A 23,002-nucleotide genomic window follows, 5' to 3' on the forward strand; every position below is an offset into this window, starting at 1 on the left:
GAATATCTTTCGGCAAAGAGGAGCTAAAAAGCGTTTTGAAGAGACCAGAGTACTGCCTTTGTATCTTGAAAACGGCTCCTGCTTCCAAGGAGCACAATAAGAAAATCTTTTTCATGAATGGTGGCAAGCCCAACAAAACATTCTCCTGCCGCTTCTGTTGTTCCTGTTTTAAGACCAAAAATGGGAAAGGTGCTTCCGAGAAGCTCATTTGTTGTCCTGAGCTCATGAGAAAAGCGATGGGAGATATCGTTTACTGTCATACTCCTTACGGACACCGTATTCCGCACAAAAGGAAACGTGAGTGCATATTTCGCAAGAAAGGCAACATCTCTAGCGGTAGAATAATTTTCTGGATTATCAAGACCATGTGGATTTGCAAAATGAGTATTCGTCAGCCCCAAATAGTGTGCTCGACGATTCATGAGTTCTACAAAATGCTTTTCTGTTCCTCCCACAGAATATGCCAGTGTTACCGCCGCATCATTTGCAGATTGAATGAGAAGCCCCCGAAGAAGATCTGCCCCTATCATCTCCTCTCCCGAAAGGAGAAACATTCGACTCCCCTCAACCTCTGTCGCCAGTTTTGGCACTGAAATAGGATTTTCTATCTGTCCCTGCTCGAGCGCAAGAATAGCGGTCATCAGCTTTGTAAGACTCGCTATAGGGAGTTTTTCACCTTCGTTTTTCGCAAAGAGTACGGAGCCCGTTTGTATATCAAGAAGAACAGCCGAACGAGCAGAAATCTCCATATCGCTGAGAAGGAGCTCCTGAGAAGGAGGAAGAAGATGCTCTTCAAGTGTGGGAATAATTCGAGAGCTCTTTTGAAAAATATGATCAAAAACAACAAGTTTCTCGTCTCCAAAAAAAGAAAAGAATGAGAGAAAGCCAGAAAAAAAGAGAGAAGCAATGATCATGTTTTGGGTGCGTAAAAAATCTTATTCGTTATCCGAAGATCAACATGGTCAAGTTCTTTGTTTAATGAAGGTTCCGCAGAAAGGGCAGTTCGAAGCTTCTCGAGTTGCTTCTCAGGCGGAGAGGAAAAATCAATCCAAAAGGCAGTTTCGTCCTCAGAAATAAAATGGACTTCACGAGCACTCCGAAAATATCCTGCTCGAACAATTGGCTTTCCAAGAATCTCAGAAAGTTCTGCTTTGGTATTCTGAAGATAACGAATAAATTCCTCGGAAATAACCCTCTTCTGCTCCGCATTTCTTGGACGACATGGATCTTTTTCATAGACAGAAAATACATCCTGATCCTCTTTATCTGAAGCAGTCGCCAAACCCTTTTCATTTACAAAAGAAGTTTCCCGAAGAGTTTTGGATTCTATTTTTCCTTCTTCAGAAATAGTTTTCTTTTCGTATTCACACACCCATCGAAATGCCACTGGATACGAGGAGAGCCTGATCTGAAGGGTATTTGGAAAACTCTTGTGAATGACAACTTCTTTTATTTCAGGAAAGGCGGTAAAAAAATCTTCCTGTACTTTTGATTTCTGTAAAAAAACGAGATTTTTTCGGAAAAATTTTTTAACATAGGCATCCAAATCTTGCGTTTGCATTCTCATATCGGTTCGAGAAATGAGCACATGTTGTATGGCAAAAAACGCACTTAAAGAGACGATTCCCAAAAAAATTCCAGCAAAGAGCGCAAGAAAGAGAAACGCGCGAATTACTAAAAGCGCACGACCGAACTTTCTTCGAAAAATACCTTTCGGTTTTCCACGGTCAACCCTCTCTCGTGTCTGCGGACGTTGTACACTTTTTTGAAGACGACGAGAAAATCCGGAAGAGTTTTTGGCAAAAAGCTTTTTTCTCTGAAACGGTTTTCTCATGAAACAAAAAGGATGTTGAGGTGACTAGGAAATCATCTTGATAGATACTTCTACTCCCGCTGGAAGATGAAGATTCTGAAGCTGGTCAATTGTTTTGCTCGTTGCCTCTGTGATATCAATAAGACGCTTGTGTACACGAATTTCATACTGATCTCGTGCTGTTTTGTTAACAAACGTTGATCGGTTTATTGTAAACTTTCGAATTTTTACAGGAAGTGGAACTGGCCCAGACGTTAATGCGCCCGTGCGTTTTGCGGTTTCTAAAATAGTCTTAGCGGCATCATCAACAACAGTGTGATCGAAAGACTTTAGGATAATACGAATCTTTTGCATAACCGCAGAGGACATGAAACACAAAAAAAGAAAAAATCTCCAAGAGGAAGAGTGAGACATGGTTTCTGCCCAAAAAAGTCACATCCTTTTTGGAGAAAAAAATTGGAAAGGAACAGAAAACCAGCTTGATACTGAGTCGGATGCTTTCCGACTCAGAACAAATCGGCTTTTTTACTCAATAATCTTTGTCACAACTCCAGCACCAACCGTTCGGCCTCCTTCGCGAATAGCAAACTTTGTCTGGTCAGCAAGAGCAATGGGTGCCCCAAGAACAACATTCATCTTAATGCTATCTCCTGGCATCACCATTTCAACACCATCAGGGAGAATAACCTCACCGGTAACATCCGTAGTTCGGATATAGAACTGTGGTTTATATCCCTTAAAGAAAGGTGTGTGTCGTCCACCTTCTTCTTTTGAAAGCACATACACCTCCGCCTCAAACTTTGTGTGAGGCTTAATAGTTCCTGGCTTTGCAATAACCTGTCCACGCTCAATTTCTTCACGCTCAATACCACGAAGAAGAATTCCTACATTATCCCCTGCACGTCCCTCATCAAGAGTTTTCTTGAACATCTCCACTCCTGTTACGATAACTTTTCGCGTATCATGAATTCCTACGATTTCCACCTCTTCTCCTGTTTTTACAATTCCCTGCTCAATACGACCAGTGGCCACTGTTCCTCGTCCTTTGATAGAGAAAACATCTTCTACTGGCATGAGGAAGGTCTTATCAATTTCACGTTTTGGCTCAGGAATATAGTTATCAAGTGCCTCAGCAAGTTCCTTAATCGGCTTCATGGCCTCCTCATCATTGGGGTTCTCAAGAGCCTTGAGTGCAGATCCTCGAATAACGGGAACATCATCACCCGGAAACTCATACTTGCTTAAGAGCTCACGAACCTCCATTTCCACGAGATCAATAAGTTCGGGATCATCCACCTGATCTACCTTATTCAAGAAGACAATAATAGCAGGAACTCCTACCTGACGAGCGAGAACAATATGCTCTCGTGTTTGAGGCATTGGACCATCAGCGGCAGAAACCACAAGGATAGCTCCATCCATCTGAGCAGCACCAGTAATCATGTTTTTGACGTAGTCAGCATGCCCTGGACAGTCCACATGAGCGTAATGACGATTTGCACTTTCATATTCAAGGTGCGAAGTATTAATAGTAATTCCACGCTCTCTCTCTTCTGGAGCATTATCAATATCCGCAAAGTTCTTAATGCTACTTTCTCCACCGAAAAGCTTATGAAAGCCTTGGGATATGGCAGCACTTAGAGTTGTTTTTCCATGATCAACGTGTCCAATAGTTCCAACGTTGACATGTGGCTTCGTTCGTTTAAACACTCCAGTTGACATTTGATAAAAATAGAGAAAGAAAAAATATCGCTAACGATTGTATCTCGCCCTTCCTGAAAGTGTCAAATGCTTTTCGGGGTGAAACAGCCGAACACCATTTTAATACCCATCGTATTTCTCATGCGATAGTGGTGATGAACTCGCAATGCCTTCAAAAAACCGCTAATAAATTCTCCCCTTCTTCTTCCAATAGTTAAATTATGATCATTTCTTAGTTTTCACAGTCATTTTTTTACTCAAATCTACAAAATGATTATTTCATATAAACCACGAACACTTGTATTCATAAACCGTCAAAAAGAAAGATGATTGGTTGTCATCTTTTCCGTAAGAGAGGTTACTCATTAAAAAGTGATGATGGTGGGCGAGAGAGGACTTGAACCTCCACGAACAAATAACGTTCACAAGGCCCTCAACCTTGCGTGTCTACCAATTTCACCACTCGCCCAAACGTAAACTGACGCAGGGAATTCTTATTTTTTTTCCCAAGAAAGTCAAATAAAAAGCGACATTTGTGCCGAAAGAACCCTGTCAAAAAAATTTGCAGAATTCGATTTGAATCTGGTATTTCAGAGAATTTTAAAAGTGTTTTTTGGTAGTGCCCTTCTCCTTCTGTAGAATTTTGCCTATAGACACCTAAACACGAAACAAGGGTAAAATAATCAATCTCAGGATAAAATTGAAACCCCAAAAAAACACTTATTTTTAAAATGAAAGATCTATTTGTACTTTCCGCCAAGAGCTCAAGAGAAGAGGGGGGGAAAGTACTTTTTCTTAGTGTACCGAAATCGCCAAAAAACCATTGGGAATATCACGGAGAAGTAGATCGGTTTTTGTGGCAGGAAGAGTTCGTATAGGGAGCCTTTCGCATTTGGTACCCATTTGTATCTTTAATAATCCCCGCTCCAAAAGCAAGGAATACTAACTAAAATCCAAAACAAGAAATAAATACCGAATTTCTTTTCCCGCACAAAATCGGAGAAGATCTTGACACTAAAAAACAAAAAAAGGAGGGGTTCGGGAGGATTCACCGAAACCTCACTGGGACCAACCACAAAAAGCGCATCATACCCCCTCCATAGCCTTTTCAGAAAAATCTGAAGTATCAAAAGTATTAAGAACACCTATTTGATCAAGAGAGAGTCCCAGGTAAAAAACAAAAACCCGCCACTCATCCTGACGCATAAAAAGATGATATCGATTTTGAAGGAGAAAAACCCTGAACCGACTTTAATCAATAGCCATCTGAAAAAAAGATAGTGGGAGCGTAGGTATTTTTCTGGAAATCCTCAATCTACAGATCTTCTCTCTACCAAGAATGTTAAAAAGAAAGTATGAAGCGCATCATTGTTATCTCCTAAAAGCTTGAGAAAAGATCGCTGTGCTCCTGCTAAAAGTATTTTTTTATTTCCCGAAGGAACACTGGAAAAAGCAATAATTTCCTTTGCATATTGCTGAACAGCAGAAACAATAGTATCTCCTGTAATGCCATCTTCATCGAGATAGTAATCGAGAAAAACAAAATCAAAAGTTTTTCCACTTGCCAAAAAATCATTCGCCGAAGAAAACCATTCTAACTCTGCGGAAGCAGGAATAGCATTTTGAATTTGTTGAAGACCGTAGGATTTATCATCAACAAGAGCGATACTCAAAAGAGGATCTGCTGTCATGAAGATCAGAGACAAAAAAAGACCGTGTCTTGGCGGCGACCTACTCTCCCAGGACCAAGGGTCCAAGTACCATCGGCGCTGACGAGCTTAACTTCTGAGTTCGGAATGGGATCAGGTGTACCCCCGTCGCTAGAACCACCAAGACGCGATCTTTTTTAAGAAATCACGCGGAAGAAGAAAGTTTTTCACTTCTCAAATTGCAGAAGATGTTTATCAAGAAAAGGGAGGTATAAAGAGCGAAAAAGAACAATGGACCATTAGTACCGCTCGGCTAAACATGTCACCATGCGTACACCTGCGGCCTATCAACCTTGTGTTCTCCAAGGGGTCTCATAGGGAAAACATTCTTAGGATAGGCTTCCCGCTTAGATGCTTTCAGCGGTTATCCCTTCCGAACGTAGCTACCCGGCATGCCCTTGACAGGTACAACCGGTACACCAGAGGTTCGTCCATTCCGGTCCTCTCGTACTAGGAACAGATTCCCTCAGTTTTCCAAACTACCACAGCAGATAGGGGCCAAACTGTCTCACGACGTTCTGAACCCAGCTCGCGTACCGCTTTAAATGGCGAACAGCCATACCCTTGGGAGGTGCTCCCCCCCCAGGATGCGACGAGCCGACATCGAGGTGCCAAACCGAGTCGTCGATATGAGCTCTTGGACTCGATAAGCCTGTTATCCCTAGGGTAACTTTTATCCGTTGAGCGATACCCCGCCCACGCGGAAGTACCGGATCACTTGCACCGACTTTCGTCCCTGCTCGACTTGTAGGTCTTGCAGTCAGGCTGGCTTTTGCGCATACACATTCAGCACGATTTCCATCCGTGCTAAGCCAACCATTGCGCGCCTCCGTTACTCTTTAGGAGGCAACCGCCCCAGTTAAACTACCCGTCAAACACTGTTCCTGAACCGGATTCTAGCTGCTAGATTTTTAGACACAAGGTCTAGTAACCAGAATGCGGCTCAGGTTAGAGGCGCAACGCAACAAGGGTGGTATTTCAAGGGTGACTCCACCCCGCCTAGCGACAAGGCTTCAAAGTCTCCCACCTATCCTACACATGTTACGCCGCACCCCAATGTCAAACTGTAGTAAAGCTCCATAGGGTCTTTCCGTCTAACTGTGGTTACTCGGCATTTTTACCGAGATTGCAATTTCACCGGGCTCGCGCTCGAGACAGTGCCCAGACCGTTACCCCATTCGTGCGGGTCGGAACTTACCCGACAAGGAATTTCGCTACCTTAGGACCGTTATAGTTACGGCCGCCGTTCACCAGGGCTTCGATTCGGAGCGTGAACTCCTCCTCTTAACCTTCTGGCACTGGGCAGGGGTCAGCCCCTATACATCGTCGTTATGACTTAGCAGAGACCTGTGTTTTTGGTAAACAGTCGCCCGGGCTCTTTCGCTGCGGCTTCCAACCTCCTGATGAATCAAAAGGGCAGAAGCGATCCTTATCCCGAAGTTACGGATGCTTTTTTGCCGAGTTCCTTGAGCGCAATTCTCCCGAACACCTGAGTCTACTCGACTCAACCACCAGTGTTGGTTTGCGGTACGGTCAAAAATAATTCTCGAAGCGAAGCTTTTCTTGTCCACTTGGGTTACCCAACTCGCCTCCCCTCGCGGGGTGGTATTTGGCATAATCTTTTAGCTCTCCCGACGGATTTACCTATCGGGATCAACGCCTAGAGACTTGCACCCGAATTCATTAACGGGCTTGGGCTACCAAATGGCGTCCCTCCGCTTCTCGCTCCCCTATTCGCCAGATCATCTTGAACATACCCCGAAGGGCATGAACTCGAGTCACTTTAAAACAAGTTCACGTTGGACGAACTATTTCTGGTTCCGGAATATTAACCGGATGTCCATCGACTACGGCTTTCGCCCTCGCCTTAGGACCGACTAACCCCACGCTGATTGCCATTGCGTGGGAAACCTTGGTTTTGCGGTGTGAAAGGTTTTCACTTTCATTCCCCGTTACTCATCTGAGCATTTTCACTTCCGAACGCTCCACCAGACCTCACAGTTTGACTTCACAGCAGATCGGAACGCTCCTCTACCACTCACGCATAAGCGTGAATTCGCGTCTTCGGTTGAAGCCTTAAGCCCCGTTATATTTTCGGCGCAAAGACGTTGGACCAGTGAGCTGTTACGCACTCTTTAAAGGAATGGCTGCTTCTAAGCCAACCTCCTGGTTGTCTCGACATTTCCACCTCCTTTACCACTGAGACTTCATTAGGGACCTTAGACGGCGATCTGGGCTGTTTCCCTTTTGACTACGGCACTTAGCTGTCGCAGTCTGACTCCCGAACAATACATTACAGTATTCGAAGTTTGTTACGGTTTGGTACCCTTTGTGGAGGGCCCTAGCCGTGACAGAGCTCTACCCCTGCAAGTTAACATTCGAGGCTAGCCCTAAAGCTATTTCGAGGAGAACCAGCTATCTCCGGGTTCGATTGGCTTTTCACCCCTAACCACAGGTCATCCCCGCGTCTTGCACACGCGTGGGTTCGGGCCTCCACGAAGTGTTACCTTCGCTTCACCCTGCCCATGGTTAGCTCACCCGGTTTCGGGTCAAGTGCCGGCGACAAACGCCTTTTAAGACTCGCTTTCGCTTGGGCTCCGGGTATTACTCCCTTAACCAAGCCACCGACAGCTTACTCGCTCAGCCGTTCTACAAAAAGTACGCCGTCATCCCGATAAATCGAGACTCCGACTCTTATTCTGGCAAGAAATTTCAGGTTCTATTTCACTCCCCTTCCGGGGTTCTTTTCACCTTTCCCTCACGGTACTGGTACACTATCGATCTCTAGATCTGTTTAGCCTTGGATGGTGGTCCACCCAGATTCAAGCCGGATTCCACGTGTCCGACCCTACTCAGGAACATCCTACCGAATATTCCGCTTGCGCCTACGGGGCTCTTACCCGCTATGGCTGTCCGTTCCAGGAGTCATTCGGCTTCCTGGAATATTCAGATGTTGGAGTCCTACAACCCCCCGCTAAAGCAGGGTTTGGGCTTTTCCCGTTTCGCTCGCCACTACTCAGGGAATCTCTATTTGATTTCTTTTCCGCAGTTACGTGAGATGTTTCAGTTCACTGCGTATCCTGCAACCGGACTATTTTATTCATCCGGAGCTTTCCCGACGTATCGGGATGGGTTCCCCCATTCGGAAATCCTCGGGTCAATGCGTATTTGCCCGCTCACCGAGGCGTATCGCCGGCTTCCGCGTCCTTCATCGGAATCTAGAATCGAGGCATCCATTTCTTGCCAATACTTTTCTTTTCCGCAAAACCTCCCTCTTGATAAACAACTTCCATCATTTGAGGAAGATATCTTTCAGGAAAATTTTTTTAAATTATCTTTGTTAGACTTTTGTTGTGATGTCAATCATCACAACACTTTCTCCTTCCGTTGATTTTAAAGAACAGAGCGCCTCTGAAACACATCCCCAAACGTGTGAACGGAGATATGTCGAAACTCAGAAGAAGCGCCAGAAGATTCTTTCAAAAGTGCGTTTTTCTGTCAAATACTTTTTTTAAAAATTCTTTAGAACAAGAAGTTGCTATGAGAAACACATCTCCATAAACGCCTTGTGCACCCGAATATCATCAGTAAGCTCTGGATGAAAACTAGTCGCCCACACTGTTTTTTGCCGCAAAAAAATAGGTTCGTTATTCCACTCTGAAAGAATTTCTGTATTAGATCCGATTCGGGAAAAACGAGGAGCGCGAATAAACACCGCCGGAAACCGACCTACAATACCCCGAATAGAAACCGGAGCAATTTGGGAAGATATCTGCGAGCCATACGCATTGCGATCAACATCTGCATCGAGAATTCCCAAGGAATATTCGCTCCCCGATTTCGACAAAAGAATGGCCCCCGCACACGTTCCCCACACGGGAAGTCCTTGTTTAAGAGCTTCCTGAAGAGGTTTTTGGAGATTATTTTTTTCGAGGAGCTTCCCCATAGTCGTGCTCTCGCCTCCGGGAAGAATTATGCCACACAGTCCAACAAGATCATTTGGAACACGAACTTCGCACACTCCTGTGCCACAACGAGAAAGGGCAAAAAGGTGCTCTCGAACGCCCCCTTGTAATGCCAGTACGCCAATTTTTTTTTCTTTCATCTCATAGTTAAGGAGAATTGAAAACTTTTTTTTTGAATGAGTATTTCAAAATGACTGTATAAGAGTTTTGTTGGCGCATTATTTCCCCGAACGAATAGCATCTAGAAACACGTCAAAAAGATATTCTGTATCTTTCGGACCAGGACATGCTTCTGGATGGAATTGAACGGAAAAAATTGGCTTCGTTTTATGTCGTAATCCCTCCACGGTTCCATCGTTCAGATTTGTAAACCAGACCTCAAGTGAGTCAGGAAGACTAGAATCGTCCACGGCAAAGCCATGATTTTGACTTGTAATCACTGCTTTTTTCGTAGATACATCAAGACAAGGCTGATTCACTCCTCGGTGTCCATAACGAAGTTTGTAGGTTTTTGCTCCCAGCGAAAGTGCGAGAATTTGATTTCCTAAACAAATTCCAAAAAGAGGAATTCCTTTTTGATCTGCCCATTCGATATTGGGAGCAATAGTGTGTGCTACCATTTCGGGATCTCCCGGACCATTTGCAAGAAAAAGCCCATCAAGAGAATACGGAAGTGCAGAACAATCAACATTCCACGGACAACGGATAATGCGAACACCACGTTGAAGGAAGTTTCGCAAAATGTTGTTCTTAATTCCTGTATCAATAATGGCAATCGTAATGCCACAAAATTCTTCTGGCTCCAAAACACTCACCTCACTTACAGAGACTTCTTCTACCAAATTTATCTCGTTCGGATCGGGAATATTGGAAAGTGGTCTTTCTGATTCAGGAACAATTTGCCCCAGCATCACACCGTGTTCTCGAAGCTTTTGGGTAAGTGCACGAGTATCTATGCCACTCAGCACGGGAATTCCTTTTTCCAAAAGCCACTCCGAAAGAGATTTTTTTCCAGAGTAATGCGAAAACTGCTCCGAAGCATTTCCTACCACTACCCCTCGAACATGCACATTAGAGGATTCAAAATGAGAAATAATACCATGTATATCATTTTCTTCTGAAGGAATGCCGTAATTTCCAATAAGAGGATAGGTAAAGACGAGAATTTGTCCGCGATAACTCGGATCGGTAAGCGACAGTTCATATCCCGACATACCGGTATTAAACACCACTTCTCCATGAGAAAATACAGGTGCCCCCAGAAGTGTTCCGGAGAATTGTGTGCCGTCGGAAAGAAGAAGTTGACCGTGCATTCCAGAAAAGTATGCCTGCTTTTTTTTACTCTTTTCAACTGATTTCCTTTTTTCCCGAATGCATATTGATTTTTCAAAGAAAAAAACAAGGGGATATACAAAAAAACACCCGCAAAATACGGATGCTTTTTGTGTGTATGTTTCTTCTTGAGAGATGGGGAAACAGGGGGATCATCAAGACGGAGAAAGAAGGTTCTCTGCTGATGGATGTCTGTTTTCCTCTTCTCTAAGGAAGGAGGGGGTGGCGGTGTCTCTTGAGGGGTGCCATTTCCTTGGTTCTTCTGCCTTCCTCCGGAGAGGTTTTGAGCCGTTCCTGCGGCTTGTCCGTTACTCGTTTCTGACAAAGAACAACAAGGTTCTTTCGAAACGCGAACACTCTAATGAGAACATTAAAGATGGGGGTGAGAATCAAAGGGAAGAGACGGTTCTTTTGATTCTACTTGGAAAGCAAGAAGAAAGAAGCAAAGAAAGGAGAACTCTTCGGGAAGACGAACGTGATTCGTTTCAGAACTTCAGAAATATAAATTCAGAAGGAGTAAAAGAAACGAGATGGTCACGTCGAGGGTCGAAGAGCTCGGGACATTCTCTGCTTGCTTCTTGTTGTGGGAGAGTAAAGTGTGTGGGGAACGAGGAGTGTTAAGGGTCGTAGGTTTTTTGGTCGATTGGGGATGTGTGTGTTTGGGGATGTGTGTGTTTGGGGATGTGTGTGTTTCCGTTGGTGTTTTTTTTGGTCTCGATGTTTCGTATCACTCTGCCATCCTCATTCCTCATTCGTCAACTTTTTAGGGTGGAAAAATAAATGAGGTGGGGTATAGTAAAAAAATACAACAACAAAGAAAATTTGTTTCTTGTTTTTTCAGAAGCCATTTTTATGCTTTTTTTCTTTTTTGTGAGAGAAAGAATTTTTCCTTTGGAAAAAGAAATATGCTCTCCCTTTTTGGAGAGAAAAAGTGATATAATATGAAACGATTATGTCAAATATTCCCAATCCTTCACCGGACGACATTTCTTTTGCCCTTTTTGAAGCACGAGATGATGCGCTCCAAAAAGCGGAAATATCTGGCATTCTCTCGGAGGCACAGCGAAAACAATATCGCCAAACAATTCTAAAAAATCTAGAAATCGCCATTGCTGGTGCTCCATTTCTAAACAATGAACAAAGAAAAAAGTGGAACAATGGCATTTCCCTTTTAGATATTACAGAAGCAGAAGAATTGCTCGACGCAATTATCCGCGAAAGCATGCGATATAAGAAAAAAACTCGAGATATTCGTCTTGAATTTCTCAAAACAAACCCAAATATTTCTGTCTCCTAAAGGTCATCATGGGAACCCCTCAACAACAAACAATTTCACCAGAAATACAAAGAGAACAGGATCTTCTCAGGGATTCTGACAAAAATCTTCTCACAAACTTTCATCGGCGTGCCGAACAAAACTGGAAAACCGGAGAAGATATCGTTCTTAACACTCTTCGAACAAAAACAGAGCAAACACCGCAAACACCTTTGGATTTTGAAAATTCTCCCGAAAACCAAGTGGAGCAACTTGACGAAATGGCAATCAACTTAGGAATTCTTATTGCTCAAGCCCTTCAAAAAAAACCGGATCTTACTGCAGAAGATTTTCTGAAAACAGCACAAACAAGGGATCCTCTTTTGGCAGAAAGTCTTCAAAATCTCAAATCTTGTTTTGGTGAAAAGTCAGGAACTGCTGTTGGAAAATTCGTCTCAGAGCGATTTTCTGCGCTCTTTTCCGCGGTACAGGCAACGGTAAAAACTCTGGAAACGAACAAAGACAATCCCCATTTTTTTGAAGATCTCCTCCAAAGCCCTCAGGAAGCGATTGGCAAGGCATGGAACACTGCGGAAGAAAAGGCAAAAGGAATTTGGGAGTATGTTTCAAAAAACCCAAAGCAAGCGCTTGTTACAGGAGGCATCATTTTAGGGGGAGCATGGATGTTGAGCAAAATATTCGGAGGAAATAAAAAATCAGCCACACAAGAAGCCGAAAAAGAAGGGGGATTTTTTGGTTCTCTTTTAAAGTGGCTCGGAATTGGTGGACTTGGTGCCGGCATTTTCATGGCAATTGGAAAAGGACCAGGAGCCGTAGGAAAATGGGTACAAGAACAAATCTCGGGATTGACCGACAAAATGGCGCAACAATTTATGGAAAAAGTAAAGGAAATAATTCCCGAAAGCATGCACGGTATTTTAGGACTCGATGGAAAAGGCGGTGGAGTTGTAGGGGCGATTTCGGAAGGGATGGAAACGGCACACAAAGAATATGCAGATTTTCTTAAGGAGCATCCAGATCTAGCAAAATTGCTCCCCGAAAATCTCGGGAGTCTTCTCGGAATTTTAGGAGTATCTGCCGCAGGAGGACTCACGCTGAAAAAACTCCTTTCCGGTTCTTCTAAAGAAGGGAAAAAAGGACTCTTTCGTTTTCTTTTAGGAAAAGCAGTCAGCGCACCTATCGGAGTCGCAAGACTCATCATGAATCCTCTTGTTCTTTTGACGGGACTCGTGGGAATTGGACTCTTCGCCGATAGAAAAGCCGTTGCAGAAGATTGGAAAGAGTTTACCAAACAAGACGAAGAGGGGAAAAGCTTGTGGGGACGACTGCAAGAAATGGTGTCTTCTGGAGTAGAAACCGCATCAGAACTTGCCGAAGCATTTCAAAAAAGAACCTCTGAAATTTTAGAAATTTGGAAACATCACGGATTTGGGGGAGGTGCACTCAATGAAATTCAAACATGGTTTTCGGAAAACATTACGCTTAAAGTGGCAGAAGAACTGGCAAAAAAAACAACATCCGGAGCTGGTTCACTTTGGGACAAAATAAAAACATACCCAGTAGAAATGGGAGCAGGAGTTCTGATTGCCTTTGTAATTTCAAAAAAACTCATGGGGCACGCAAGAGGGAATGTTTTGAAATACAGCGCCATTGCAGGGGCATTTGGATTAGGGGCATATTTAGCAAACATTGGCGCTGAAGGAAGAACTCGATTTTATGCCGCCTTTTCAAAAACTTGGCAAACACTCAGGGGGTCTGGAAGAGAACTTGATCCCGACGTCTTCAACGAAGTTTTTCCCAAGTGGATGGAAGAAAGTCTCGAAGAAATGGGAGTGGAATTTCCAGATACGGCTTTGAGGAAAGAAGATTCAAAAACCATACTTTCTTCCCTCAATTCGCTTGAAGCAAAAACACAAAAAAACACCGACCAAAAAACGAAGTATTTTCGAGAAGCCATTGCGGAAATACGAAGGGCAATTCAAAACGATTCTAACAAAGAAAAGGTTGTTCTTTCTTCTGCGCTCTTTACGAAACTCATTTTCTTTGCAAAAGAACTTGGGTTTTCCTGCTCTGTTGCAGACGGGAAAGATGGAACTTTTGTCCTCACCATTGACACGTTCTCATTTCCGGGATTCCAAGAAAACCCTTTTTCTTCTGCATTTGAAATGACAGAAAGAGAAGAAAAAGAACAGCGAAAAATGAGCATTCAAGCTGGACTTCATCGCCTCTCTGTAAAAATAGCTCCCTATAGTGCAGAAGCAAATAAGAATGAAACACAAAAAAACAATGCAAAAACAATTCTCCAAACGCTTTCTACCGTGCAAGATGCACTAGAACAACCAGGTTGGTCGTACGATAAATATGAAACGCACTATCAAAAAATTGTCTCAGCACTCACTATTTTTGGAGCATCCGTTCAAAAAACAAGCGGAACGGTATACGTCACCCTTCCGGCGGGAGATCGTGTTGATATGGGAGTTGCTCCAAATATTCCCCGAGAACAATTCCTCAATAATCTCTCTCAAAGAGAAGGAAGTTTTTTGCAAAAGGGAGTAGCGATGCTTTCGCCCACAGCAGCAGGAGCAGTAAGAGGTATGGAAAATGCCTTTGAAAATATTAATCAAAAAACCGCCCGTCTACTTCTTCATTTTGTCCCAGCAGGATCAGATATGGAAAAGAAAATTTACGATCTTCTTGCAAACCCAGAGAAACTCAATGACGCAACATGGCTTGCCCAATTTATTGCTACCATTGTCACTAGCGATGAAAACATAGGAATGCAACTCTGGACCGGTGGCGCATCACTCGTAATCGGATCGTACGAATTTGCCATTGAAGGCTTTTCATCTGCTATTTCTGGAGCATTTTCATTGCTCTCTGGAGAAGATTTTAACGAAGTAATAGCACAATCTGGTGGTGCCATTTTGCTCTTTGGCGGAAAGACTATTGGAGCGGTAACAGGGGCAACAACAAGCTTCTTGCGACACCCCTTTACACCCTCAAAGGTTTTAAGTGGGGCAAAGTTCGGAGCAAGAATAGGAAGTGTTCTGACATACCTTCCAATGAAAATAGTGAAGCTTCCTCTCAAAACCATTTCACTCTATAACAAGGGAAAAACCGAACGGGCAACTCGCGACATGCGCAGTCTTCACACTCCAAACATAAAACCCGATGCCCCTCTTTTTCAAGAAGGAGTCGATGGAAAAAAAGTTTTTAGAAATCCAGATGATATTGCTCGTGAGATGGAAGGAAAGCCACTGAGTTCAACAGATGATTATCTGAAGAAGGCATTTTCAGACGGAAAAAGTATTCCGAGAATTGATCTTCCCGAAAATTTTGATGAACTTCTTCCAGAAGAAAAAGCTACTGCTCTTCAAAAAAATGCGGAAAATATTGTCGCCGCAGAGAAAGGCGTAAACGCCCGTATTCAGCATGAACTTGATAAGGTAGCGGATTATGCAAAGCAAAATAAGCTCCCACATAATCATCCCGATATTCAAGCAAAACTCAAACATATTAATGAGGAAATGATCGCTCCTCTGGCAAGAGAAAAACTTCAAAAGATTGCAGAGATCAATAAGCACTACGGAAAACTCCCCAAGAGCGTCAAAACACCAGAACTCAAGGCGGCGGTTCGTTCTACCATTTATGGCGGAACAAAAGAAGGGATGAGTTTTGCAAAATTTAAAAAAGCCGCGACAGGGCGTGTCAAAATGATGGGAGTAATGGCACTCATTACTGCCGCCACCGATACTGCGTTCAATTGGGAAAAGATAAAAAATGATCCTGAGCGTGAACTCGCACAACTCATGACCAATATGGGACCACAAGCAGTTCAAATTCTTGTGGATTGTCTTCCTCTTGTTGGAACCTATTCGAGTTTTCACTCTGCCTTTGCTGGAACAGACATGATTACCGGAAACGATGCGAGTTCTTTTGGGCAACGAGTGGCGAACAGCATTTTTGGCGTTGTGGGAATAGCACTTGATGCGGCTTCTATCGCAAGCCTTGGAGCAGGAGTCGTTCCCGCTACACTTGCAAGAGTGGTAGCAACAACAGCAAAAATGGGAAGAAGGGGAGAAAAAATAGCAACAATGATTACAGATATTCTTCCGCAAATCGCAAAGATTGCAGAAAAAATGGGGGGCTGGAAAAACTTTGCGAAAAAGTTTTCCGAGATGCTGAGTGGCGGATTCGATAAAATCGCAAAATACGGAACATACGCCGGAACAGCAGTCGTTGTTGGAAGTATGGGAATTTCTCTTTTTGAATCAAACTTTGGGTCGTTTGACCCTGAAGATCTTGACCCTGATTTACGACCAGACTGATGGCTCTTTGGACATCACGCCCTAATCCCCCCCTTGCCCCCACAAGATCTTCTTTGCCATTATTGCACGCAATGAACAGAAACTTTCCTCTCATTGCTGGCGTTGACGAAGCCGGACGCGGATGTTTGGCAGGACCAGTGGTTGCCGGAGCCGTTATTTTGCCACCAGAATTTCCAGGAGAAATGCTCGGCGACTCCAAAAAAATGACGGAAAAACAGCGAGAGAAATCGTACGAGTGGATAGTGAATCATGCGTATTGTGGCATTGGATTTGCAAGTGCAGAAGAAATTGACAATCTTGGCATTCGACCTGCAACATACCTTGCTATGAAGCGAGCCATTAAAAAACTCCAAAAAACACCAGATTTTCTTCGGATTGATGGAAGAGATCACTTTCGATTTGATATTCCATCACAAGAAATTATTCGTGGAGATAGTCAATTTCCAGAAATTTCCGCAGCAAGTATTATCGCAAAGGTTTCTCGCGACAGATATATGAAAACAATATCCGAGCGATATGCCCCATTTGGATTTCATCGACACAAAGGATACGGCGTTGCGAAACATGTTCGAGCAATAAGAGAGCACGGACACACACCACTTCACCGAAAAAGCTTTAACCCTCTACGAAAATGGCTTTCGCAAGAAACACTATTTCAATAAATCGCTAACACGTCGCCCTTGACTCACGTTGATCCAAATGTTCTTGAGATATTCCATGGAGCGATACGCCAGCTCTGCCAAAAATCCCCGAAGCTTTCGAAGAAGATCAACCGCAGTCGAAAGTTCGTGTGCCTTGGTAGTAGGGCACTTCGAAAGCTCTTTCACACTTATTTCTACTTCTCGAATTTCTTTTTTTATCTCCATACGAATCTGTCGAATCACCTCTTTTTTTGGAGGAATAACAATTTTTCCAATCTCTGGAAGTTCCAATACCTCTTCTTCATCATCGCGAGTTACAGCACTACCGCCACCCGTGGAAGGCTCTGACTTTTTATTTTTGTTCTCTCCTGCCACTTCAGAAATTCGAGAATCGACAAATTCTACTGCTTCACTCTCACTTCGAACCTCTGCACTAAACACCGCTCCTTCCACTCCTTTTCGTGAAGTTCCGAGACTCTCAGACAGAGAAACTCTTCCGCTTTTTTGAAGTTGTTCCTTGGTGCCGATTTCTGTCTCTGCAGTGGGGTTGTTCATAATTTTTTGAGCGCCAATCTTGGAAGATAATCCACTCCCTGTCAAGAGCATTATACGCCTTTTTCAAAAAAGAAAAAACCTGCAGGAAAAAGGAATAAAGACAGTTGCCTTTGGAAGGAATTTTTGTTTAAAATGCCTTCTGATTTGCGGAGAGATGGCCGAGCGGTCGAAGGCGCACGCTTGGAAGGCGTGTGTAGCAGTAATGTTACCGAGGGTTCGAATCCCTCTCTCTCCGCCAGACAATAATCAAGACGACTCGCAAAAATTATTTGTGCTTTTTTAGTGCTATCGGTTTTACCAAAATACAATAACCTCTTCAGTAAAGTTTTACGCCAAGAGGAACTTCTTTTTGTGGCGACATCAAAATCACTTCTCCGTTTTTATCGGGAACACCGAGCGTAAGAACTTCCGAAAGAAATGATCCGATTTGTCGTGGTGGGAAATTTACTACTCCCAAAACGAGTACCTCAAGAAGGGCTTCCTTTTTGTAATTTTCGGTAATTTTTGCAGAACTTTTTTTCATCCCGATGTCTTCACCAAAATCGATTGTCAATTTATATGCTGGTTTTCTCGCTTCTGGAAAATCTTCTACATACACTATTTTCCCCACGCGAATATCGAGTTTCAAAAAATCGTCAATGGTCGCCACAAGATAGGTTTAGAAAGAAAAAGATTCGTTCAAAATTTTTTTTAGAAAGGTGAATTTTTAAAAATAAGAATCATCCTCCCATTTTTTGGGTTTATTTTTCCATGTTGAATCAGGTTTTCCTTTTCTTGTCGCGTCCAGCCCTTGATCTGACTTTCTCGTTTCATCGCCTCTGATCGATCTAAAAAACGTTCGCAGTATACTATTTTTACTGGTCTTCTTGATCTGGTGTATTTCGCTCCTTCTCCAGAATTGTGTTTCTGCTCTCGGGCGTGAACATCGCGACAATAACCAGCGTACAGAGAATTATCCGAACAGCGAGCCAAATAAGTAAAATATTCAGACATACTGATCAAATGACTGAAATGAATATTTGCGAACCTCGGGACCTTGATGGTGGAGTACTATGAGTAAGAGGTTCCGTTTTGTAAAATAATGAGTCGAATGGTGGGCGGAGAGGGATTCGAACCCCCGAACCCGTAAGGGAACAGATTTACAGTCTGTCGCCGTTGACCGCTTGGCTATCCGCCCATCCACACTCCGTTTTGGAATGGAGCCACCTGTCGGATTTGAACCGACGACCCTTCGCTTACAAGGCGAGCGCTCTACCAGCTGAGCTAAGGTGGCAAAAATTCCATAACATTATTCATTATGCAGGAGAACTCTGTCAATTTGCCAAGGTTGATTTTTTTTAAAAATCATCCTATTACATATTCTGCTCAAAAATTTCTTTCTCCAAAAACTATGTCTATTTTCAAAAGAGTCTTCCTCTTTCTGGCGGCAAACATTGCGATTATCGCAGTGTTTTCGATTATTCTTTCTGTCTTGAACGTTCAACCATATCTCACACCATATGGACTCAACCTTGAAAGCCTCCTCATCTATTCTGCTATTATTGGATTTACCGGTTCGCTTGTTTCGCTTCTCATTTCAAAGTGGATGGCGAAAATGGCATTTTCCATTCAAATTATTACTGACCCAAGAGGAGGAGCAGAAGCAAATCTTTTTTTGACCGTTAAACGGCTTGCTGAGAAGGCGGGAATTAGCATGCCAGAGGTTGGAATATACGTCTCTCCCGAGCCGAATGCTTTTGCCACCGGATACAGCAAAAACAACGCTTTGGTGGCGGTTTCTACCGGACTTCTTGAAAGCATGACTCAAGATGAACTCGAGGGAGTATTGGCACACGAAATTTCTCATGCGGCAAATGGGGACATGGTGACGATGGCACTTTTGCAAGGAGTGGTAAATACATTTGTCATTTTCTTTGCGCGCATTGCCGCCTATGTAGTGCAAAGCTTTCTGAGTCGCGAACGAGATGATAACGGACATGTTGGCGGTTTGGCGTATTACCTCACCTCTATTGTTTTTGAAATTCTCTTCGGAATTCTTGCGAGTATTCTTGTAATGAGCTTTTCTCGTTGGCGTGAGTTTCGTGCAGATGCCGGAAGCGCTCAGCTTTCTGGAAGCGAAAAAATGATTGCTGCACTTCAAAAGTTGCAAGTGCTCACCGCAAAAGTTCCAGTGGACGATACGCGGGGAAAATCATTTCGCTCGATGCAAATTTCCGATCAACCAAATCGATTTTTTTCTCTCTTCTCCAGTCATCCACCACTTGAAGCACGTATTGCGGCACTGCAAAAAGGAGTCCGCCAATAGTTTCGATACATAGAAATGAGCAAGGGGTTAAAACCCCTTGCTTGCAAAAATGAAAGAGATTCAAGAAATCCTAAAAAAAGAGTAGAATAACTCAAGATACCCTTCTTTTATGTCTGGAGAACTTCTCTACGAATACGGCAAAAATCCGGTGAACTGGGGACGACTTGCGACACCAGATATTTCTCACACGGAAAAAAACATCTCCTGTGGAGAGGAGCTTTCTCTCGATTTGAAATTAGGAGAAAACAACACTGTTCAGGAAATTGGATTCGAGGGAGAAGGACGGCTTATTACCATTGCCGCTATGAGTCTCCTGTCGGAAGAAATGGAAGAAAATCCCCTTTCTCATATCGAAAAAATCGGAAAAAAAGACCTCCTCAACCTCCTAGAAGTTGATCAACTTTCGCCTCGACGACTAAAGTCTGCTCTTTTGAGCTTGCTCACATTTCGCAATATTTATCACAAAAGGATAGGAAAGAGAGTGCTCGATTTTGGTGATCTTATGGAAGAATAATGAAAATCGCTTGTCTCGTTTCTGGTGGAGTCGATAGCTCGGTGGCACTTTCGCTTTTGCGAGACGCCGGACACGACGTGACAGCATTTTATTTAAAAATTTGGCTCGAAGACGAACTGAAGCATTTGGGAGATTGCGCATGGGAAGAAGACCTTTTATTTGTGGAAGAAACCTGCAAAAAACTCAATGTTCCCCTCACCGTTTTTTCCCTTCAGCAGGAATATTGGCGGTCAGTGGTACAAGAAACCATTGCCGAAGTACGCGAAGGACGAACGCCAAATCCAGATATTTGGTGTAACGAGCGGATTAAATTTGGTGCGTTTTACGAAAAGATTCCCGATGAATTTGAAAAAGTTGCGACCGGTCACTATGCGCAAGTTGAAGAAAAAAATGGACAATTTCTCCTCAAAACATCTGCCGATGCCAAAAAAGATCAGACCTATTTTTTGAGTCGCCTCAGTCAGCGCCAGCTTTCACGGGCATGGTTTCCTATTGGACACCTTCAAAAACAAGAAGTGCGACACATTGCGGAGAAAAAAAAACTTCCTTCTCAAAATCGTCCCGATAGCCAAGGCATTTGTTTTTTAGGGAAGTTCAAGTTTTCCGATTTCCTCAAAACGCATCTCGGAGAAGAAGAGGGAAATATTCTTGAACGAGAAACAGGAAATATCCTCGGAAAACACCAAGGATTTTGGTTTTACACGCATGGACAACGCCAAGGAATTGGACTTTCGGGTGGACCGTGGTTTGTAGTAGAAAAACGCCCAAAGACAAATGAGATTCTTGTTTCCAAAAACGCAACGGAAAAATCGGGGAAAAATACGCTTTTTCTCACAAGTGAAAACTGGATTCCTGTTTGTCCAACAGCAAAAAATTATCGCGTCAAAATTCGTCATTCCGAATCTTTTGAAGAAGGCGCACTTGCTTTTGGAAACAATGGAGGTGCTGTTGTTCACCTCAACAAGCCAGATCGCGGTCTCTCTCCTGGACAAACAGCAGTACTATACGATAACGAATACTGCTTGGGTGGTGGAATTATTTCTGATTGTAAATAGTCAAAGGCTTACTGCTTCATGTGTCGAATCATGGTGACGAGATTAATTCCCCGAATAAATTCTTGATTTCCCGAAAGAGCAAACCCATGCCGTTCAAAAAACCGAATGGCAGGAATATTCTCTCGAAGAAGATCTGAAAAAATTTCCTTGGTTTCTCGCAGGTGGAAAAAAATATATTTCATAAATTCACTCCCAATTCCTTGTCGTTGAAATTCTCGAAGAATATAAATTGCCTTCATTTCCCCAAGATCATCATTTTTCAGAGCATCACAAAATCCTACAATTCCTTTTTCATTTCGTGCAACAAGCAAAAGGTGTTCCGGCTTTTTCCCCATAGAAACATCACGAAAGTGGGTTATTTGAGCTTTTTCGGAAGAATTCAGAAGTCCTTCAATACTTTCTGCTGGCAAAATGCCATCGTAGGTTTCGTGCCACGAAACGCGATGTACTCGAGCGATTTCTTCGGCATCTCCCACGCTGGGTTTTTCCACAATAATCATCGGGAAAAGGAAAGAAAAATGCGGTCAGTAGCATGCGAAGAGAGTGGAACAGTCGCCCAAACAACAGGAAGAAAAAGGAATGGCATAATATCAAACGGAATAATGTGAGGAAAAATCACGAAAAAACATACTGAGGCAAGAAGTCCGCCGGCAATGACTTTGTACGCTCCTTTTTTCGATTGATTCGCGTAGGTTTCGTAGAGCAAGAGAGAAGAAAGTGCACTAAAGAGTAAGAGAAATCGAGAAACAGGAAGTCCGTTTTCGGTGGGAAGAAAAAGGAATAAGGGACTTCCGAGTGCCATTACTCCAATAATAACAAAGAAAATGGCAGAAAGAGCTTCTCGAAATTTTCCTTGAAATGATTCTTGTTGGGCAAGCGCCATGAGGAGAGTGGCAAAAATATTGGATGAAAGTGCCGAAACAAACGTCAACGAGAAGAGACTGAATCCAGAAAGAATATCCTTCTCATTTCCGGTGATCATGGGGATGCTTCGAATGAGAGAGAAAAAGAGAAGCGCCACAATACTCCCAAGGAGTGCACCCCCTATTGCCGCCAACTCTGAGAGCAAAAGCGTTTGAAGAGAGCCCCTTTCTTTTTCTGTGTTTTTTTTCATCATCGTATATTACCAAAAAAAAAACTTTTCGGCAATGTCAGCATACTTCCTCCTTCTGAAACCTTTCTTGCTCGTCTCCAAAAAACAAAGCATAGTAATTTGGCAATTTCTTTATAAATGATCGACGAAGTTCAAGGGGTTCCAACCTCTATTTCTGATCGGCATGTTAGTCTTTCTTTGGGAGCAATTTCTTTTCGTCTTTCGTGTGGTCTTCAGACACTTTCTACCCTTTCCATTGGAAAAGAATGTGTCCTAAAAACCTATCTCCATGTACGAGAAGATGAGCTTTCTCTCTATGGATTTTTGGGGGAGTCTGAACGAGAGCTTTTTTTGCAACTTTTGTCGGTTTCTGGAATCGGACCAAAGGCGGCACTTGAAATACTTTCTCTTGGAGAAGAATCCGTACGAAATGCCATTTGCTCAGAAGATGTGGCTCTTCTTACTTCTGTCCGTGGTATCGGAAAACGAACCGCAGAACGAGTGCTTGTAGAACTTCGAGAAAAAGTTACTGCACCACAAAAAATGAATACAGGAATCGCACGAAAAAGCGATGCCTTCTCAGAAGCGACTGATGCACTAGAAGGACTTGGATTTAAAAAAGCGGATATTCTTCGGGTCTTTTCAGATGCCCCAGATCGGCTTATGGACACAGAAACGCTCATTCGATGGTTTTTGACAAAAAAGTAGAAAAATG

General features: G+C 43.2%; 19 protein-coding genes, 4 tRNA genes and 2 rRNA genes. 8 read left to right on the forward strand and 17 right to left on the reverse strand.

Features of this window, described 5'->3' with window-relative positions; genetic code table 11:
- Positions 1–23 precede the first annotated feature (23 nt).
- The 10 genes from IPN35_05000 to carA all read right to left on the reverse strand — a co-directional run bounded on the left by IPN35_05000 (position 24) and on the right by carA (position 10,501).
- Positions 24–914, reverse strand: coding sequence for a D-alanyl-D-alanine carboxypeptidase (locus IPN35_05000; protein QQS58920.1), 891 nt, complete (start codon positions 912–914; stop codon positions 24–26).
- A complete protein-coding gene (locus tag IPN35_05005; GenBank protein ID QQS58921.1) occupies positions 911–1,834 on the reverse strand; it encodes an FtsQ-type POTRA domain-containing protein in 924 nt (307 codons plus the stop codon). Before IPN35_05005 ends, IPN35_05000 begins: the two co-directional genes overlap by 4 nt.
- A 24-nt stretch (positions 1,835–1,858) precedes the next feature.
- Positions 1,859–2,182, reverse strand: a complete 324-nt coding sequence (gene rpsJ / locus IPN35_05010) for a 30S ribosomal protein S10 (protein QQS58922.1) — start codon at positions 2,180–2,182, stop codon at positions 1,859–1,861.
- A gap of 156 nt (positions 2,183–2,338) precedes the next feature.
- Positions 2,339–3,535, reverse strand: a complete 1,197-nt coding sequence (gene tuf, locus IPN35_05015) for an elongation factor Tu (protein ID QQS58923.1) — start codon at positions 3,533–3,535, stop codon at positions 2,339–2,341.
- 358 nt (positions 3,536–3,893) lie between these two features.
- Positions 3,894–3,983, reverse strand: a tRNA-Leu gene (locus IPN35_05020).
- An 841-nt stretch (positions 3,984–4,824) separates the two neighbouring features.
- Positions 4,825–5,205, reverse strand: a complete 381-nt coding sequence (locus tag IPN35_05025) for a hypothetical protein (protein ID QQS58924.1) — start codon at positions 5,203–5,205, stop codon at positions 4,825–4,827.
- Between the two features lie 27 nt (positions 5,206–5,232).
- Positions 5,233–5,348 (reverse strand): 5S ribosomal RNA (gene rrf, locus IPN35_05030).
- A gap of 94 nt (positions 5,349–5,442) precedes the next feature.
- Positions 5,443–8,483, reverse strand: a 23S ribosomal RNA gene (locus tag IPN35_05035).
- 278 nt (positions 8,484–8,761) lie between these two features.
- Positions 8,762–9,328: a pyridoxal 5'-phosphate synthase glutaminase subunit PdxT gene (pdxT, locus tag IPN35_05040; protein ID QQS58925.1), complete on the reverse strand. Its 567-nt coding sequence runs from the start codon at positions 9,326–9,328 to the stop codon at positions 8,762–8,764.
- Positions 9,329–9,406: 78 nt separating this feature from the next.
- Positions 9,407–10,501, reverse strand: a complete 1,095-nt coding sequence (gene carA / locus IPN35_05045; protein ID QQS58926.1) for a glutamine-hydrolyzing carbamoyl-phosphate synthase small subunit — start codon at positions 10,499–10,501, stop codon at positions 9,407–9,409.
- 971 nt (positions 10,502–11,472) lie between these two features.
- Here carA and IPN35_05050 point away from each other — a divergent pair.
- From IPN35_05050 to IPN35_05060, 3 genes are all read left to right on the forward strand, one after another.
- Complete coding sequence (locus IPN35_05050) at positions 11,473–11,817, forward strand: hypothetical protein (protein QQS58927.1); 345 nt, start codon at positions 11,473–11,475, stop codon at positions 11,815–11,817.
- 8 nt (positions 11,818–11,825) lie between these two features.
- Complete coding sequence (locus tag IPN35_05055; GenBank protein QQS58928.1) at positions 11,826–16,124, forward strand: hypothetical protein; 4,299 nt, start codon at positions 11,826–11,828, stop codon at positions 16,122–16,124.
- Between the two features lie 71 nt (positions 16,125–16,195).
- Positions 16,196–16,786, forward strand: coding sequence for a ribonuclease HII (locus tag IPN35_05060; protein ID QQS58929.1), 591 nt, complete (start codon positions 16,196–16,198; stop codon positions 16,784–16,786).
- Here IPN35_05060 and IPN35_05065 read toward each other — a convergent pair.
- Positions 16,775–17,371: a hypothetical protein gene (locus IPN35_05065; GenBank protein QQS58930.1), complete on the reverse strand. Its 597-nt coding sequence runs from the start codon at positions 17,369–17,371 to the stop codon at positions 16,775–16,777. The genes IPN35_05060 and IPN35_05065 overlap by 12 nt on opposite strands.
- A gap of 97 nt (positions 17,372–17,468) precedes the next feature.
- Here IPN35_05065 and IPN35_05070 point away from each other — a divergent pair.
- A tRNA-Ser gene (locus IPN35_05070) sits at positions 17,469–17,558 on the forward strand.
- A gap of 78 nt (positions 17,559–17,636) precedes the next feature.
- On the opposite strand, the gene IPN35_05075 is transcribed toward IPN35_05070, so the two are convergent.
- The 4 genes from IPN35_05075 to IPN35_05090 all read right to left on the reverse strand — a co-directional run bounded on the left by IPN35_05075 (position 17,637) and on the right by IPN35_05090 (position 18,593).
- Complete coding sequence (locus IPN35_05075) at positions 17,637–17,969, reverse strand: tRNA-binding protein (protein QQS58931.1); 333 nt, start codon at positions 17,967–17,969, stop codon at positions 17,637–17,639.
- Positions 17,970–18,010: 41 nt separating this feature from the next.
- Complete coding sequence (locus IPN35_05080; GenBank protein ID QQS58932.1) at positions 18,011–18,313, reverse strand: GIY-YIG nuclease family protein; 303 nt, start codon at positions 18,311–18,313, stop codon at positions 18,011–18,013.
- A 98-nt stretch (positions 18,314–18,411) separates the two neighbouring features.
- A tRNA-Tyr gene (locus IPN35_05085) sits at positions 18,412–18,497 on the reverse strand.
- 20 nt (positions 18,498–18,517) lie between these two features.
- Positions 18,518–18,593 (reverse strand) — tRNA-Thr (locus IPN35_05090).
- Positions 18,594–18,710: 117 nt separating this feature from the next.
- Between IPN35_05090 and htpX the strand changes: the two genes are divergently transcribed.
- The 3 genes from htpX (at position 18,711) to mnmA (ending at position 21,194) form a co-directional block, all read left to right on the forward strand.
- A complete protein-coding gene (gene htpX / locus IPN35_05095) occupies positions 18,711–19,625 on the forward strand; it encodes a protease HtpX (GenBank protein QQS58933.1) in 915 nt (304 codons plus the stop codon).
- A gap of 109 nt (positions 19,626–19,734) precedes the next feature.
- Positions 19,735–20,139, forward strand: a complete 405-nt coding sequence (locus IPN35_05100; GenBank protein QQS58934.1) for an iron-sulfur cluster assembly scaffold protein — start codon at positions 19,735–19,737, stop codon at positions 20,137–20,139.
- Positions 20,139–21,194, forward strand: a complete 1,056-nt coding sequence (gene mnmA / locus IPN35_05105) for a tRNA 2-thiouridine(34) synthase MnmA (GenBank protein ID QQS58935.1) — start codon at positions 20,139–20,141, stop codon at positions 21,192–21,194. The genes IPN35_05100 and mnmA overlap by 1 nt, the downstream gene beginning before the upstream one ends.
- Positions 21,195–21,202: 8 nt before the next feature.
- Here mnmA and IPN35_05110 read toward each other — a convergent pair whose 3' ends face one another.
- On the reverse strand, positions 21,203–21,694 hold the full coding sequence (locus tag IPN35_05110; protein QQS58936.1) for a GNAT family N-acetyltransferase: 492 nt from the start codon (positions 21,692–21,694) through the stop codon (positions 21,203–21,205).
- Positions 21,691–22,311, reverse strand: a complete 621-nt coding sequence (locus IPN35_05115; protein ID QQS58937.1) for a hypothetical protein — start codon at positions 22,309–22,311, stop codon at positions 21,691–21,693. Before IPN35_05115 ends, IPN35_05110 begins: the two co-directional genes overlap by 4 nt.
- Positions 22,312–22,425: 114 nt before the next feature.
- On the opposite strand from IPN35_05115, the gene ruvA reads away from it, so the two are divergent.
- Positions 22,426–22,995 carry a Holliday junction branch migration protein RuvA gene (gene ruvA / locus IPN35_05120; protein QQS58938.1) on the forward strand — a complete coding sequence of 190 codons (570 nt, stop codon included), beginning with the start codon at positions 22,426–22,428 and terminating at the stop codon, positions 22,993–22,995.
- The last annotated feature ends 7 nt before the right edge of the window (positions 22,996–23,002 follow it).

It is taken from the genome of Candidatus Peregrinibacteria bacterium, from assembly GCA_016699755.1.
Taxonomy (GTDB): domain Bacteria; phylum Patescibacteriota; class Gracilibacteria; order CAIRYL01.